The 15,855-nt window shown below is 48.5% G+C and carries 12 protein-coding genes; 9 read left to right on the plus strand and 3 right to left on the minus strand.

From position 1 onward, the window contains the following. Nucleotides 1-36 precede the first annotated feature (36 nt). Nucleotides 37-3,063: a hypothetical protein gene (locus ACNRUY_RS00735; RefSeq protein WP_488109721.1), complete on the minus strand. Its 3,027-nt coding sequence runs from the start codon at nt 3,061-3,063 to the stop codon at nt 37-39. A 244-nt stretch (nt 3,064-3,307) separates the two neighbouring features. Between ACNRUY_RS00735 and ACNRUY_RS00740 the strand changes: the two genes are divergently transcribed. The 5 genes from ACNRUY_RS00740 (at nt 3,308) to waaA (ending at nt 10,233) form a co-directional block, all read left to right on the plus strand. Then, on the plus strand, nt 3,308-4,900 hold the full coding sequence (locus ACNRUY_RS00740) for a hypothetical protein (RefSeq protein WP_488109722.1): 1,593 nt from the start codon (nt 3,308-3,310) through the stop codon (nt 4,898-4,900). After that, nucleotides 4,897-7,128, plus strand: a complete 2,232-nt coding sequence (locus ACNRUY_RS00745; protein ID WP_488109723.1) for a hypothetical protein — start codon at nt 4,897-4,899, stop codon at nt 7,126-7,128. The genes ACNRUY_RS00740 and ACNRUY_RS00745 overlap by 4 nt, the downstream gene beginning before the upstream one ends. A gap of 91 nt (nt 7,129-7,219) precedes the next feature. After that, nucleotides 7,220-7,333: a type II toxin-antitoxin system prevent-host-death family antitoxin gene (locus tag ACNRUY_RS00750; protein ID WP_488109779.1), complete on the plus strand. Its 114-nt coding sequence runs from the start codon at nt 7,220-7,222 to the stop codon at nt 7,331-7,333. 211 nt (nt 7,334-7,544) lie between these two features. Next, the gene (locus tag ACNRUY_RS00755) at nt 7,545-8,678 is read left to right on the plus strand and encodes an ISAs1 family transposase (protein ID WP_488109724.1); all 1,134 of its coding nucleotides are present in this window, start codon (nt 7,545-7,547) and stop codon (nt 8,676-8,678) included. Between the two features lie 268 nt (nt 8,679-8,946). Beyond that, nucleotides 8,947-10,233: a lipid IV(A) 3-deoxy-D-manno-octulosonic acid transferase gene (gene waaA, locus ACNRUY_RS00760; protein WP_488109725.1), complete on the plus strand. Its 1,287-nt coding sequence runs from the start codon at nt 8,947-8,949 to the stop codon at nt 10,231-10,233. Between the two features lie 29 nt (nt 10,234-10,262). On the opposite strand, the gene ACNRUY_RS00765 is transcribed toward waaA, so the two are convergent. Together ACNRUY_RS00765 and ACNRUY_RS00770 are read right to left on the minus strand one after the other, a co-directional pair. After that, nucleotides 10,263-10,550: a hypothetical protein gene (locus ACNRUY_RS00765; protein WP_488109726.1), complete on the minus strand. Its 288-nt coding sequence runs from the start codon at nt 10,548-10,550 to the stop codon at nt 10,263-10,265. Nucleotides 10,551-10,679: 129 nt separating this feature from the next. Then, nucleotides 10,680-12,071, minus strand: a complete 1,392-nt coding sequence (locus ACNRUY_RS00770; RefSeq protein ID WP_488109727.1) for a TolC family outer membrane protein — start codon at nt 12,069-12,071, stop codon at nt 10,680-10,682. 451 nt (nt 12,072-12,522) lie between these two features. Here ACNRUY_RS00770 and ACNRUY_RS00775 point away from each other — a divergent pair, with 451 nt between their 5' ends. The 4 genes from ACNRUY_RS00775 (at nt 12,523) to hmgA (ending at nt 15,841) form a co-directional block, all read left to right on the plus strand. Further along, the gene (locus ACNRUY_RS00775; protein WP_488109728.1) at nt 12,523-13,002 is read left to right on the plus strand and encodes a DUF1249 domain-containing protein; all 480 of its coding nucleotides are present in this window, start codon (nt 12,523-12,525) and stop codon (nt 13,000-13,002) included. A gap of 118 nt (nt 13,003-13,120) precedes the next feature. Continuing rightward, nucleotides 13,121-13,909, plus strand: a complete 789-nt coding sequence (gene cpdA, locus ACNRUY_RS00780; RefSeq protein WP_488109729.1) for a 3',5'-cyclic-AMP phosphodiesterase — start codon at nt 13,121-13,123, stop codon at nt 13,907-13,909. A gap of 178 nt (nt 13,910-14,087) precedes the next feature. Beyond that, nucleotides 14,088-14,330 (plus strand): PA3496 family putative envelope integrity protein, encoded by a 243-nt coding sequence (locus ACNRUY_RS00785; RefSeq protein WP_488109730.1) that lies wholly within the window; start codon nt 14,088-14,090, stop codon nt 14,328-14,330. A 212-nt stretch (nt 14,331-14,542) separates the two neighbouring features. Further along, nucleotides 14,543-15,841, plus strand: a complete 1,299-nt coding sequence (gene hmgA, locus ACNRUY_RS00790) for a homogentisate 1,2-dioxygenase (RefSeq protein ID WP_488109731.1) — start codon at nt 14,543-14,545, stop codon at nt 15,839-15,841. Nucleotides 15,842-15,855 lie beyond the last annotated feature (14 nt).

Consider the following 15,855-nt stretch of genomic DNA (forward strand, 5'->3'; position numbering starts at 1 on the left):
CCTCGAGGATGTATTTCCACCGGTGATTGACCTGTATCAACCCTGGGGAATGCTGGCACGATCACTGGCAACCTTGATTTTCCAGCCTTCAATAGGGGTTCCCGCGGTTTTCGTATGCCCCACCAGGTAATACAGCCTCTGAGTCTGACTCCCCCCCTTGCCCTGCTGAAAACGATCGCGCAGATAATAGGGGGGCAGGTTCTGGTAATTCAGCTGCACCCTCACCTCCCGGGCACCTTTGATCTCCCCAAGGGGAATGATATAAGTCAGTTCATCGGAGCCACTGCCATCCCTGTAAGCCGGGTCATCCGCAGGGCTGCCCGCACCTTCCGGCAGTTCCGCTTTCAGGGACTCCGGCCATGCTTTCAAATGCGTCTCCCCCCACAGGGAAACCGGCAGCAGGGACTCCCACTTTTCCATTTCGTGCTCATTGGCTGCTATCGGAGTCTCACGGTAAAGCCCACGGGCATGGTCGTATTTTTCTTTGATCAATCGATACTGGTAGCCCCTGGGCAACAGTCGATTGTCTTTTACTACCCGACCAATTCCGAGAAAGCTGGTACTGAGCTGGTATCGCTCTTTCGTAGCTTCAGGCACCTGATTAACATAGCGTTCTTCATAAATCTGAACCTGATCCTGTCGGCTGATGGTAGTCCAGTGGGGCTGAAGAGACTGCCAGTCAAGGGTAAACTCCGACGACAAAGGTTGCGCACCCTGACCGGCTCCATCCTGTATCACTCCCTGAGAATCGCTGACTCCAGATCCCCATAGGACCTCTCCCTCCTTTCCAAGCACGGTCAATTCCAGCCAGGCTCTGCGAAACCCGACGCCTGAAGGAAAACGGTGCCCCGCCCTGTTGGAGACTCTAACCCGGGTAATCAGTGCTGCACTGCTCACTCTGGTGTCCAGAATATCCACGCGGGCAGTGGCATGCTGTATCTGATACTCACCGTCTTCCACTGCAAAGTCCTGGCCAGACACTGTGCCTTCCGGCACATTACTGTCAGGAGCAATCCCGAAAACAGACTGGGTAAACTGCTGGTAAAAGGTCAAAGTGAACAGATTCATTCCAAAAAAACTGTGCCTTCCCACCTCTGGTCGTGGAGGTACAGTAATTCGGTCCAGTGGTGCCAGGTTTTCTGCAGGAGGGGATGGCCAGTTACCATTTTCAACATTGGCCACCCTGGGCGCCAGCGGGAAACCACTTCCCTTTAGATCCTTCGGCATATGACACTGCTGGCAAGTCATAGCCGTGGCCCGGTTGACCGGAACCTCAGGGTTTGCATTCTGGTAACCACTGTAGAGCCACTCCAGATAAGTGTCCTGCTCATGGGCTTTACTCATCATCACCCGCCCCTTTTTATCCATGGGCTGATGGCCATGAAAATGACCCAAGGTTTGTGGATGATTGACCTTCAACTGAATCACATGACAGGTGCCACAGAGATTGGCAGAGTTGATGTAGGGGTCATAAACCGGAGTCAAGCCCAAAGCCTGTTCCATCGGGTATGGCCGTATTCCTCCTGAGGGCTGTTCGTGGTCTGGCGTTGATCCGTAAATCCGGGAGTGGTCTTGCGCCCGGATAAAACGCCCGGTATCCGGCAGTTTTTCCGGTGGCACATTGATCGACCCAGGGCTCATCTGATGGCAGGTCATGCAGGAGATTCCGTCCCTGGCCAGGGCTCCATAACGAGCATAAGGGCCCTCGGTGGCAAACACCATGGAGATATCAAACCAGGGTTTGCCAAACTCCGCCTTGTGCTGGTTCTCCGGCTTCACCCGGTCCTCCTGATACTGCCTCTGCCCCATGGCGCCATGACAGCTGAGGCACAGGTCCTGTATCGGCCCCGCCGGCCCGGGGTAGGTATTGATTTCCGATTCCAGCTGAGCAAAAAACACAGGGTCACGCCCCGCCATTCCCATCAATGATGAACGCCACTCCCCATACACGGAGAGATTCAGCAGCCGGTGGCCTGTTCGACCGGATCTTTGCCTCTCAACCGGATCACGGATCAGCATATTGGGCACCTGGGTTCCCACCAGGGAAGTGGCATCATGGCAGCCAATACAGTTGGATGACGTCAGATAGGAATGGCTTGCGGGCATAGGCGACACATGGTTCCAGACGTGATCATAGTCACTGCCGGGAAAGATTGGCCCTGTCCCGGAGGCCCGGTAAACCGGTGCAGCTTCCCCCTGATAGATTGATGTATCGGAATAGAGCCGTTGAAAGTCCGGATCCGGACTTTCCCGGTGAGGCTTAATGTCCCCCGTTGCGGATATTTTCTCCGTCAGAATCCGCTTCATAAACACTGGGTCAGCCAGAGCCCTGTAGTTTTGCCCATCCATTGAGCGGGCATTGTCGCCGGTCAGGTTCTGATAGCGGGCAAAGGAACTCTGGGCGGTCGTCACCCCATGGCAGGCAAGACAGAAGGAATAGGAAAAAGTCCCCATGGTGGCCATGGAGCGAAATGCCTGTTTGAAGTGAATGGTCCAGAACCAGCCATCCGGAGATGCCCCGTTTTTCTTCACCATAACCGCCCAGCCGATCAGCGGATCCTCTGCGGGATAGACCGGTGGGACGGATTGATACATTTCCTTGACCATGGTGGAGCCATCCGGCAGGGCCCTCATATTCTTTTCCGGCGTACACTCCCCTTTTCCCGGCTTGTGAAGTGTATTGCGACACTTTTTCAACCATTTAACGACATCAGGAGAATAATAGATGCGCACCCGGTGGTGGGTAGAGCCATCAATAACCTTTCCATCCGGGGTTGAGTGAACATCTCCCGTAGGGCGGATATAAGGGTCATGCTCCCATCCCCGGTATTGGAGAGTCTCTACAAACTCAACCACCTTCTGAAGGTTTTCAGACTGTGCTGTATTAGCCGTATTGGAAGTAACCTGTAGATCAGGCCCTACCTGCCCCCCCCCAATAAGTACAGGTGCCGTTTTGTCTGGGGACAATACCAGAGATACAGCGACAATAGTGGCCAGTACCAGTAACGATGTGAGCAAAAAGAGTCGTTGAAAAGCCCTCCGCTGGGAAGTTTGCTTTGACACACTACAACTCCCGTTTCAACAATGACATTCATCCAAGGAATAGTCCTAGTTGAACTTCCTGATTTCAGCCAGTGCCAGGAAGTGTAGTGGGGAATAACCCACTGTGTCAGGATAGTTGTCCCGCACATTAGGTTCAAACCTACATCAGAAGAAATAAAAATGATTATCGATACAATTATACAATATTTAAATTAATAAGAATCATACTACAATTCGCATCATGAAAATCCATATATATTTTACCATGAATAAATCAATTTCAAACAACAGAGCTTTGCTTAAAGAAAGCGCTTTTATTATAACAACGTTATTGTTTATATTTAATTTCACCTTTATCAACCAAACAGCCAGTGCCCATAACCTGTCAGACACCTTTGAAAAATATTGGCTGCAAGAAGCTGGCATAATGGAAGTCGCTACAAACTGCACTCCGACCCTCTCAACTCTTCGACATTTCAGATTCTGTCTCAATGCAAGAAGTAACTATGAATATGATTCAGAAGCACTCGACTCCATCCATACTTATGGAGGAAGTGCGTTTATGCTCAGTAATATGATTGAAGATCGTATTACCCTTGACAGCGATTCATGCATTACAGTAGCCGTTCATTTTTGCCCAACAACAACAGGTTTCCAGACGACATCCATAAGCCTAGGTTATAACAATAAAACCTCTGATATTGATAATGCATTCATGGGCTTCGCAGTAGCCCATACTCACTTGAGAGATAACTTATTGGACTGGTACTTGGCAGCTAGGTATCGTTCAGCCACCTGGTTGAACAGTCATAAAAGCAAGCAGGGTGATGTTAGCGAGTCAAAACAAAGAGTCGCTATTCTTGAAAAAAACAGGGTCAATCTCTTTGAAGAGGTAATGACTGAGCTCTCCTACAAAAAATCAAAATACTTTCAAAAAACAGATAAAAGAACCTTTTCTACAATGAATGCCGTTGCTTTCTGCGATGAAAGTCATATCATTGTCCATGACCACGCACAGTCATCTCTTGCCATATGGAATCTAGAAGACGATTCAGTAGAGTTTTTAGAAAAAATCACCGATAGAGGATTGTCCAAGTTAGCCTGCTTTCAAGATGAAACAACCTTATCACTTTTGCTGATACAAAGAAATGGCGAAGTAAAGTATGCATATAGAGAAACCCATGACAATTTATGGAGCGAAATTGCCACAGTGCTTCTCAGCCCTTGCTTGCATGGCATACCAGAGTCAGGCCAATTATCCAAGGGAAATGATGGTATAATGATCAAACTCAAAGGCTATACGGGTAGTAAAGCTCAATTAACAACTTACTCTAAATTCGTTCAACATATGGAACGTTCAACTATTTTTTCATCTCCCACATGTCAGCATAGTGATAAAGTCGTTGTTAACTTTACCCTTTCATACCCTCTTGCGGATTGCAGTCTCTATAACTGTGATCTCAGTGTACTGAAAATTAACATTTCCGATGAGAATCACAGTTCGATGGCAGTTTATGGAAACAGAACAGCAGGAATTGAACATCAATCATATCAACATTGGAATGTGTTGTACGCGGGACATGAAAACCAGTTTATGATATTAATCAGCGAGAAAGGTGATGTAAGGGTATTCACGAGCACATCTTTATTCGATAAATTTGGTTCTTCGACTGAAGCAGCAACTTCAGACGCAGGGTTAGAAGTATATTTACCTTCAACTAGTAATAATCAATTACAACCTCCTATCCATCAGGAATACGAAAATTCAGCCTCTACCACTGCCATCAATTCAATCACGATATTTACATCTGCACTTACATTCATCTTAAGAATAAATAACCAATGGTGTTTTCTATGAAAGTCAAAAATATCATTCTTTTAATTGCTACAGCCCTTTCATTCACTCAGGCAAATGCTATATCCGTTGAGGTGCACAGAGAACATCAAAGAAAAAACCAACAAAACTTCTTTAAAATGCTTGATCAGGCTATTGATGATGCAGGGTGTTTCAACATAAATAAGAGTGGTAAAATCCGGGCACTGTATCAGACCAGCAAAGAAAGGCTACTAACATTCCAAGTGGAATATAACCGCTACCTTGATAAGCTTGGAGACTATTTTAATAATCAGATTGATGAAGCAAATCGCTTACTCTTTGCTGCTGAGCTGGACATAGAACACCTAAGAACTAATGGTTTTTTAAGTCCGGAATGGCGGGTAGCCCCCCACCCAATATATGACACAGATATTGTAAAGTATGGAAGACAAGTATTCAGATATTTAATGACAATGTATGTCAGAACCTTTCCAGAACTTCCAAGAAATATGTCACTATATATATATAAATACAGCTGGTTTTGTGGGACATCATCCACAACATTCAAATATGATGAAACTACTAAATTCAACTCCATACTAGAACATGATTTTTTTCAAGACATCCTGACGTTACAACAGATAGAAGGAGGTTCTGATCACTTTGAGTGGTCAGAATTTGATGTAAATTACCGTTTTGAAAACAGAGACAGCGGAGTCAAAAAAGGATTTAAAGGTAAATTTTACATTGACGAAGGCAAAGTTGCCTTTAAAGTAAATCAATCACGTTTATCAACAATGAGCTCTTATCGTTCCGATGAACCTTTAAAATCAAGCGATCAGCTCTTGTTTTTAAGAGCTGCTGATTCAATACGAACATTACAGGCTCAAATTTTTAAAGGAATTCATCATGGTTATGAAACCAAGGAGGGCATACGTGATGAAATCAACGAGTCCTGGGCAATTCAGAGGCTTTTATCTGAAACAACAGATTCAGATAAAAAAACTGCAATTGAACAGATCGTATCCAGTAAGTTCTTACTATTGGAAAAACTTAGAGTTTTATTACGCCATTTTTCAGAGGTATCCGATAAAGAGTTCAGTCAAGACTGGATTACTGCAGCAACAATTTTTCATACGGTAAACCGGTTATTCATGATCGATCTGCTTGGCGCACTTACGACTATTGAGCAAAGAGAATTTGCAACACTGGTTAACGCTGTCCAAAATGCACTTTTTGACGGGCTTGCTGATGAAGCACAAATTAATAATGCAGGTAATCTTCTAACAAACATTATCGCCTTATTAGAACAAGGATTATACGCTTCATTCAATGAGGTCTCATTCGATAATATTGGTCAGTTTATTACAGCAGAGGCTAAAGCAAGTATTTTATACGAGACTGTATTACACAATGCAGTATTAACTAGCCTAGTTAGCAGCGAAGCTGCTTATTTTGACCGAGAAACAATAAGAAACTCAGCAAACCAATGGTTAAAATTACAAAAAGCCATGACCACATCAATGGTTTTTAAAGATGATTACTGGAATGATTTTTCAAGATTAAAGCTGGATCTTATGGCGGCAATTGAAATGCCATTTTCTATTGAGAAACATCGCTCTCCAATTGTTGATGATTTCCTATCAACCAGTGTTACTGAAGCTGCATTACCCACACTTATTTATCATCTCATAAGAAGACCTCAATTTGAGGTTGACTGGGGTGACATTCCAATTAGTCCTCGGCTCGACCCTAAAACGGGAAATGTAAAAGGTTCATATTTAGATAACATGAAAAACTTCAAAGAGAGCATGAGGCAACTAAACAAATCAAGCCTAAATCGCCACCCAAATTTAAAGCCATCATCATATCGAGTCAACAAATACCTTAAATCTCTACAACGCTTTGAACACAACCACAAACATGATACAATGAGAAGCTTATCAGACATATCAAAACAAAAACAATACTATGATTTTAAACGCTCAGTTCATAAAGCATTCGGTAGTAGAAGCAGAATTATGCAGACAAGAGCCGTTAATACTTATTTTAGAAATAATCTTTTCCGTTATCAATCGTATGGCTGGGCTCCCGTTAAAGAAACAGAATTATCACTTTCAATTGCTAATCTCAGTCAATTGAGCATCAGCTCACTTGCCAGTTTTTCAACCTCTTTGTCCTTCAACGTTACTCTGGGAACAGTAACCTCCCTGAGCACTAGTGCAGCCGTCAGTAATGCCGTTATGCTAGTCCTTCCAATAGGAAAATAGAATTCGTTATTTATCCAGTCCTGATAATGACATCAGGAGGCAGCTATTTCGTACGAAATCCATGTACAATCCCCCCATATAAAAAATCAATATCAGCGAATTACGGGCAAAACTGCTGAGTTATTTAAAAAAAGTTCAGCCAGGACAGTCATTTATGGTCACTTCTAATGGGGAAGTTCTGGGCGCCATAGCCTCTCCTGAATAACCATTCATTATGAGGCGTCTTCAAAAACTTTAAACTGACTGCCACCCTTTCCCTTGTCATTCACGCAGAAGGAAAGTGGCATGTCCTGTATCAACGTCCCATCAAGCCAAAGCTAAAGCAATAAGGAGGGGGGCCAGGGCAAAAACATGATCACCAATTGAACAGCGCCGTCAAGAAACAGCCTGTATAATCAGGGTTTTTCCTGTCTTCGATGTCTGCAAAAGCCCTGTTTTCCAAGTTCTCCTCGCTCACTGACAAGCGAGACCCTAAAAAAACCACACATGTACTCGCTGAGGTTATGTTCATGTCTGTTTGTGCCATTCTTTGCGGTGCCGACGACTGGAACAGCATTCGCCTGTTTGCTGAACATAAAGAGGGTTGGTTTCGTAAACACTTGACGCTACCCGGTGGAATTCCAGCAGCCATCACGTTTAATCGTATTTTTGCAGCCCTTAAGCCTGAAGAGTTTCGCTCCATTTTTATCCAATGGATCAAAGACGTACTGTCTGGTCTGGAGCTATCAGATAGCAGAATCGTTGCCCTTGATGGCAAGACGGTGAAAGGCTCAGCCTGGAACAAGGGTAAAGACGCCATACACATGCTCAATGCCTGGTGCACGGAAGCCGGACTATCCCTCGGGCAGTATAAAGTCGATGCCAAATCCAATGAAATTACCGCTATACCTGAACGGCTCAAGCTGCTTGAACTCAGCGGTTGTCTGGTCACCATTGACGCCATGGGTTGCCAGGAAAAAATTGCAACGGCGATCCTGACAAAAGGCGCGGACTACTTACTGGCCGTTAAAGGCAACCAGAAAAAACTCTATGGTGAAATCACTCGTATCTTTGATCAATACTGGCAAGCCAACCCTGAAGACGCGCCAGATCAGAACTTTTCTGAGCAGGAAGGCAAAGCGCATGGCCGTGTAGAGCACCGGCGTTGCTGGGTCACCCATGACATCAAGGAAGGTTCCAGTGCTGCCGCATGGGGAGCGAAAACCATAGCGGCTATTCAGTTGGATAGTTGTAAGAAAGGCAAAGGTAGCACGCTGATCCGCTACTTCGTATCCAGTCGCCAACTTTGTGCCGAAGTGGTTCTGCAGGCTACCAGACAGCACTGGCTGGTTGAGAACCAGTTGCACTGGGTTCTGGACGTTGCTTTCGATGAAGACCGTTGCAGGGCAAGGGAAGGCTTTGCTGCTGAGAACCTGGCAGTTGTTCGACAGGTGACACTCAACCTTCTCAAGCTTGATACTTCAGTGAAGGCTGGTATCAAGAACAAACGTAAAACCTGTGGCTGGGATGAAGACTATATGATGAAAGTGCTTGGACTGATTGATTCTTGATCATGTTTTTGCCCTGGGAGGGGGGCTTTCACAGATCGCGTCATCGATCGGTTTTTCCGACACGGTTCAATTCAGCAAGAGTTTCAGCAAGAAGTTTGATTGCAGCCCCAGAGCCTTCCGCAATGAACTGCACACAGCCGTGTTAAAGCAGTAGCCCGCGTTATCCCTGAGGTTGATATACCGTGATCTCCACAGGAGACAAACGTGTATATGAGCTCGACCAATCTGTTAAGATAACCGGTTTCATCGATCAAACTGGCGCTGGTGCATGAATCGTTTCCTCTATTCATTGCTGTTATATCTCATTACTCCCCTGGTTATCGGGCGTCTTTTCTGGCGCTCACGGAAAGCGCCGGCCTATGGCCAGCGTGTCATGGAACGCTTTGGCTGGATACAACTCCCCCGGTCGGAAAAGCCCCTGATCTGGGTCCATTCGGTCTCGGTTGGAGAAACCATTGCCAGCGCTCCTCTGGTCAGGGAGCTGAAAAACCAGTACCCGAATCACCGTATCCTGATCACCACCATGACACCTACAGGGTCGGAGCAGGTTCGCAAGCTTCATGGAGAGTCGGTGGAGCATGTCTACGCCTGTTACGACCTGCCTGGCACTGTCAGACGTTTTTTAACCCGTGCCCGTCCGGTACTGGCGGTGGTGATTGATACGGAGTTATGGCCAAACACCATCGCCGCCTGCCATAACAGGAACATTCCGGTTATGGTGGCCAACGCCCGACTTTCGGAACGCTCTGCCCGGGGGTATGCCCGGTTTGGCAGTCTGTCCCGGCGTATGCTGGAGAAAGTCAGCATGGTGGCCGCACAAAGTCAGGAAACCGCCAGTCGTTTTCTTGAACTGGGCATTCCAAAGCCACAAGTAAGCGTCACTGGAAGTATAAAGTTTGATCTACAGGTGGATACAGACACCCTGCTACAGGGCAAAGCTCTCCGATCACAATGGCAGAACAGTATGGGGAGTGATATCCGTATTCTGGTCGCCGCCAGCACCCATGAAGGGGAAGACCAGCCGGTAGTTGATGCTTTTAAGACGATTACCCATGTCCACCGGGAGGTGCGCTTGCTGCTGGTTCCCCGACACCCTGAACGGTTCAATGATGTCTTTCAACTGATCAAGGACAATGAGCTTTCCGTGGCACGGCACAGCGAAGGAAGTGACGTTCCCCGCGGTACCCGGGTAATTCTGGGTGACACAATGGGCGAAATGATGAAGTTTCTGGCCGCTTCCGATCTGGCCTTTGTGGGGGGCAGTCTGGTGCCCGTGGGAGGACATAATATGCTCGAACCAGCGGCCCTGGGGCTGCCAGTGCTATCTGGCCCCCATATTTTCAATTTTGAGGAAATTAGCCACGCCCTGGTCAAAGCGGGTGGCATGAAAATCATAGAAAGCAGCAATGAACTGGCAGAGACAGTGACTCATCTTCTTGAGGATAAAGGGGTGTATGAACAGATGAGCCATGCCGCTGAGGACTTTATCTCTGAAAACCGGGGAGCACTGGCCAAAGTGATGGATCAGATCGAGCGACTTCTGCCACCTTCCTGATCAGCCCACCAAAGCCAGAGGGTTGCCACCTATACCCCCCGCCGGGAGGCAATTCCCACTCCCTTTGTGGCCAGCATGGAATCAAAACCAGGGTCAATATTCAGCCGGCTGCCATCCGCAAAAAAATAGTCCGTACCTATCTGTAGATCCGGTATGGAGAACTTTCTGAGAATACTGTCGATCACCGGCTTTTGGTCCGAAAGATCATGTTCAGCGAACGTCTTGAGAAAGGCCTCAGCCAGGGAGCAGCCCCTGTCCACATAGGACTTGAGCGTTGCTTCACGGTTTTTTAATAAAAGCTGGTTTGATTCATCCATGATGAGGGTACCCGGTGGAAGGAGTGGAGAAGTTCAATAGAGCTAAGTATAGGAGAAGGGTATAGCAGAAGGACTTTCCTCTTCCGGGCAGGGAGGAAAGCCTTCATGTATTTCTGTTGCAGTGACCGGTCAGCTGGAGCGGCACTCCGCTGGAATAGACAGCTCTTCACTGGAAGCAGCGCCGGTCATCCACTTATTCAACTCTTCCAGATCCCCAGGGCTCAAGGTTCCCGCCACCTGCTTCAGCTTGAGGGTGTTCACGATAAACTCGTAACGGGTGTTCAGATAGTCACTGGTGGAAGAGTACAGTTTCTGCTGGGCGTCCAGCACATCGGTGATGTTCCGGGTGCCCACTTCATAACCGCTCTGGGTCGCCTTCAGGGCACTTTCCGATGAAGTGATGCCCTGGCAACGGGCCTGTACCCGTTCCACATCGGAAGTAGCGGTCCGCAGCAGGTTGCGCGTATTGGAGTTGGTTTCACGCAGCAGCTTGTCGAAATTCTGCTGGGCCTGTTCCAGCTGGTAACCGGCCTGACGGGAAGCAGAGCTGGTCGCTCCTCCGGAGAAAATCGGTAGATCGAACTGGACACCGACGACGGTTTGGTTTCCATCCCCTGTTCTGGTGGGATCCAGCTGTTCGGCATTAGAAGAGCTGTAGTTATAGCTGGCAAAGGCATTCAGCGTCGGTGCATGCCCTGATTTGGTCGCCCTGAGATTATCTTCAGATGCCTTCAGGCCTTCCCGGGAGGCTCTGAGACTCAGGTTATTATTGACGGCCTTATTTACCCACTCTTCAGCAGCCGTTGGCACTGGAGCCAATACTGGCATGGACTTTTCCAGCTTGGCAATGGCCGTCACATCGTGGTTAACAATGGTCCTTAACCCTTCATAACTGACGGACAGCTGGTTTTCTCCCTGGATTCGGGCGACCCGGGCATTGTCATAAGCAGCCTGAGCTTCAAGAACATCGGTTTCTGCAATCAGTCCCACATTGAACCGCTCCCGGGCCTGGTCCAGCTGTTGCTTGACCGCCTTTTCCTGGGCTTTGGCCGTCATCAATGTGTCTTCCGCTTTAAGCACATTGAAATAGGCTTCGGAGACACGCAGAATCAGCTGCTGCTGCTCGCTGGCAAACACCGCCTCAGCTTGGGCACTGGTCGCCTTGGCCTGATCCACCTTGAACCAGCTGTTCAAGTTAAAGAGGGGCTGATTCAGGGTCGCCCCCCAGCCATAAGAGTTATAGTTATCTTTCCTGTCTGAACCCGTCGTGGTTTCAGCGGAATTTTTGTTGTACTGAGTATTTGCTTTCAGTGCCAGATTTGGCAATAACAGCGCACGACTCTGGCTGACACCTTCCTGAGTGGCCTGCATGGAAGCTTTGGCTGCGGCCAGCTGGGCATCATTTTCCAGGGCCATATTGTAAACGTCCAGCAGGTTGTATTCCGCCGGAGCCGCATGAACGTTGAAAACAGCTCCAGCCAGAGCTGCCAGCAGAAATCCTCTACGCCTGTTGTGTGACATAATCCAGTGATCCTTGGGGGTAATCTTCAAACAGCCCGAACCGGTTAAGGGCCATCAGACAATAACAGCCAACCGTAAAAAGCCATAAGCCAGTGAGATTTTCCATTCCACTCGAGCCAGCTTCAGACCTCAACCGCCTGAGCCAGAATGGATTGGAAAATCCGGCCACTCTCCAGACTCGATAATGTATTTTCGTAATGCCGGGCCTGGTCGCACCAGCCCCTATGTTTGGGGATAAAAAAGCCTGGCTCAAGAGTAACCTTGGGAAATCTACACTAATTTACATAAAAAATGCAGCTTTTTGGCGATTCCCGTAAAAATCGCCATCGGTGTATTTTGCGCCAGCTACCAGAGGCTTTGACAAGCCCAGTAGCGTTTGACCAGAAGGAAAGACCTCTCGCGGTCTGGTAAGAGCAACACCTTCTGCCCCTTCAAGTTCGAAGGGTATATAATGAAGGCCATGAATCCACATGCACTTAAGCCTGCCTATCGCATCAATCTTGTCCGCCTCCAGCTGCTGTGCGAAGCGAACTATCAGAGGGTGATCAAATTACTGCCCAACCTTCATAAGGAAGATCATCATCGCCTGCTGGTTCATCACGGTCATTCTTCTGAGCAGCCAACCGGAGAAGAAGTACAGGTTGATGTTATCCAGCGCTCTCCATTTACCACACTGATCCGTATCACAATGAAGACCTGCTGGAACCACTCTTTTGCCATCCCCGAAACAGAGGTCCGGCTGTATCACGATGTCAATATGGCTGAAGTTGTCTTTCGAAAACACAGCCAGAGACTGGAGCCCCTGTACTCCTACCCTAACCCGAAAATGCACCAGCCCGATGAAAAAGAACAACACAACCGGTTTCTGGCCGAATGGCTCGACTACTGCCATTCCGGTGGTCTCATTCCAGAGCCTGTTCCCCTCAGATGAAGGGAACAGGAACAAGGCCCCAAAGTGCTACCTCCTCCATTTAATTGTGAATACAGGCAGGCTAATATAATGCTCTGAACTGGGACACCAGGATAATAAATACCGGTTAAGGCTAATTATGAGCACTGCCAGAACTCGAGTCCTGCAAATTTCCGACACCCACCTTTTTGCCAGCACGGCTGACAAACTGATGGGCATCAATACTTCAGCCACTCTGGACGCCATTCTAGAGCGTATCAGACAAGAGTACTCCGACATTCGCTGCCTGCTGGTCACCGGAGATCTGACCCAGGACGGAAGCACTGCCTCCTACCAGCACCTGAAAGCAAGACTGGACGGCATCAACGCCCCTTATTTCTGGCTATGCGGAAACCATGATGAACCGGACATTATGGAAGCCGTCAATCCATCCGCAATGGCACAACGGGTTGACCTTGGCGACTGGCAGGTCATACTGCTGAACACCCGGGTGCCCGGAGCCGTATTTGGTTATCTCCAACCCAGTGAGCTGAATCAGCTTGACCAGCACTTGAGCCAGTACCCGGACAAACACACCCTGGTGGCCCTTCATCATCATCCAACCCCCATCAGCAGCCTCTGGATGGATAAAATCCGGCTTAAAAACACCCATGAGCTGTGCCGGGTACTGGACAGACACGCCAATGTGAGAGGTCTGGTTCACGGCCATGTCCACCAGGAAAGACTCTACCGGCTGGGCAGGCTTCCAGTCATGGCAACCCCTTCCACCTGTGTGCAGTTTGCCCCTGAATCCGATGAGTTCCAGGCCAACCAGAACGCCCCAGGCTTCAGACTTCTGGATCTCTGGTCCGATGGCCGGATGGATAGCCAGGTAATTCGACTGGAGAACTACCCGATGAACCTGGATCTGACCTCCAATGGCTACTGATAATCCAGCAGCTATAGGGAAATGCCGCTCACCTTCGGGCTAATCAAGATAGTTACAGAGCCTGGCTCGGCGGCATTTTCATAGTAAAGAAGCTGCGCTATATATCGATTTTTTATTAGAAGGAACCCGTTATTTTTTCCTAGATTTATATCAGGAGCAGTAAACAAAGGACGCAGTTATGACCAGGGTAAGGTCTATGTACCACGACGATCAGGACGATATTTTCTGGAACAGCAAACAGGAGCTTAAAAAAGCCCAGTCAGCCAAAGAGAAGAAAAAATCGCTGAAATCCTCGACCATCCGCCAGGGAATTGACGATTATTTTGAAAGAAGCAAACTCCGGCGCAATATTGCCAATGGATACGACGACTTTGATGACGATGATGAGCTTGATGATTTCGATCAAACCCGGCCCCACTAGACCTAAGTAGCCCTCCCTTCAAGATGCCACTCACCTGTGGCATTTTTTTGTTTATCTCCAGACACCTTATTGAGCAATGAAAGCATCCCCACTTCCATAGTAAGATGGAGTTCAACAAGGCAGTCATGGGCGGAAAATGCCGCTCCCGAATAATAACAGCTGCATCAGAAACGACTGCATTTTCATAATAAACTTAATTGGAGTCATGACAGATGGTGCTATCTTCAGAATTCCAGTATCTCCACGGCTTTGGCAATGAGCATGAAACCGAAGCCGTCCCCGGAGCCCTGCCCAGGGGCCGATTTAACCCTCAAACACCGCCTCTTGGGCTCTATACCGAACAACTCTCAACCACCGCATTTACCGCCCCCAGACATCAGAACCGCCGTACCTGGCTCTATCGGATCCGACCATCCGTCGCTCAGGGGGATTACCAGCCCATCGACTGCGGCCTGCTGCGATCCGCCCCTCTCCCTGAAGCCCTTCCCCTCCCCAACCTGATGCGATGGAATGCCCTCCCCATCAGTGACCAGCCAACAGACTTCATTAACGGCCTGACCACTCTGGCGGTCAATGGCGACCTTAAGCAGCAGATCGGCTCGGCCATCCATCTTTATCAGGCCAACCAGGATATGGCGAACCGCTTTTTCTGTAACGCCGACGGTGAACTTCTGTTAGTCCCCCAGCAGGGCGCACTTCTGGCCCGAACCGAAATGGGTCACCTTCATATCAACCCCGGTGAAATACTGGTGGTACCCAGGGGCATCAAATTTCAGATCCAGCTTCCGGATGGCCAGGCCCGGGGCTATATCTGTGAAAACTATGGCGCCCCCCTGACCTTGCCAGAACGGGGGCCTGTGGGCGCCAACGGGTATGCCAATGACCGGGACTTTCAATACCCGGTGGCCAGCTATGAAGATATTGATGATACATTCGAGCTGGTCACCCAGTTTTCCGGAAACCTCTTCACCTGCCAGCTGAATCACTCCCCCCTGGATGTCGTGGCCTGGGTAGGCACCTCAGCCCCCTACAAGTACGACCTTTCCCGTTTCAATGTGATCAATACCGTCAGTTACGACCACCCCGACCCTTCCATCTTTACCGTCCTGACCTCCCAGAGCGATACCCCGGGCATCGCCAATATTGACTTCGTCATCTTTCCACCCCGCTGGATGGTGGCAGAAGATACCTTTCGCCCCCCCTGGTATCACCGCAATGTGATGAGCGAGTTTATGGGGTTAATCCATGGTATTTACGACGCCAAGGAGGAGGGATTTGTTCCGGGAGGAGCCAGCCTGCACAACTGCATGAGCCCCCATGGCCCGGAAGCATCGGTGTTCAACAAAGCCACCACCGCGGAGCTCAAACCCCAGCGTTATGAAAACACCCTGGCCTTTATGTTTGAGTCCCGTTATGCCTACTCCCTCACAGACTTTGCTTTAAAAACGGAGGCTCGACAGAAAGACTACATTGATTGCTGGAGCGGTCTGCAAAAACAATTTTCTCCATAAACAGCCCCAATAAA

The organism is Endozoicomonas sp. Z74, from assembly GCF_057680865.1.

Excerpts from the sequence above, each read along its gene's own strand:
- hmgA (WP_488109731.1), top strand. The coding sequence starts at position 14,543 with ATGGTGCTATCTTCAGAATTCCAGTATCTCCACGGCTTTGGCAATGAG.
- ACNRUY_RS00770 (WP_488109727.1), bottom strand. The coding sequence starts at position 12,071 with ATGTCACACAACAGGCGTAGAGGATTTCTGCTGGCAGCTCTGGCTGGA.
- ACNRUY_RS00755 (WP_488109724.1), top strand. The coding sequence starts at position 7,545 with ATGTCTGCAAAAGCCCTGTTTTCCAAGTTCTCCTCGCTCACTGACAAG.
- ACNRUY_RS00740 (WP_488109722.1), top strand. The coding sequence starts at position 3,308 with ATGAATAAATCAATTTCAAACAACAGAGCTTTGCTTAAAGAAAGCGCT.
- waaA (WP_488109725.1), top strand. The coding sequence starts at position 8,947 with ATGAATCGTTTCCTCTATTCATTGCTGTTATATCTCATTACTCCCCTG.
- ACNRUY_RS00745 (WP_488109723.1), top strand. The coding sequence starts at position 4,897 with ATGAAAGTCAAAAATATCATTCTTTTAATTGCTACAGCCCTTTCATTC.
- ACNRUY_RS00765 (WP_488109726.1), bottom strand. The coding sequence starts at position 10,550 with ATGGATGAATCAAACCAGCTTTTATTAAAAAACCGTGAAGCAACGCTC.
- ACNRUY_RS00785 (WP_488109730.1), top strand. The coding sequence starts at position 14,088 with ATGACCAGGGTAAGGTCTATGTACCACGACGATCAGGACGATATTTTC.
- cpdA (WP_488109729.1), top strand. The coding sequence starts at position 13,121 with ATGAGCACTGCCAGAACTCGAGTCCTGCAAATTTCCGACACCCACCTT.
- ACNRUY_RS00775 (WP_488109728.1), top strand. The coding sequence starts at position 12,523 with ATGAAGGCCATGAATCCACATGCACTTAAGCCTGCCTATCGCATCAAT.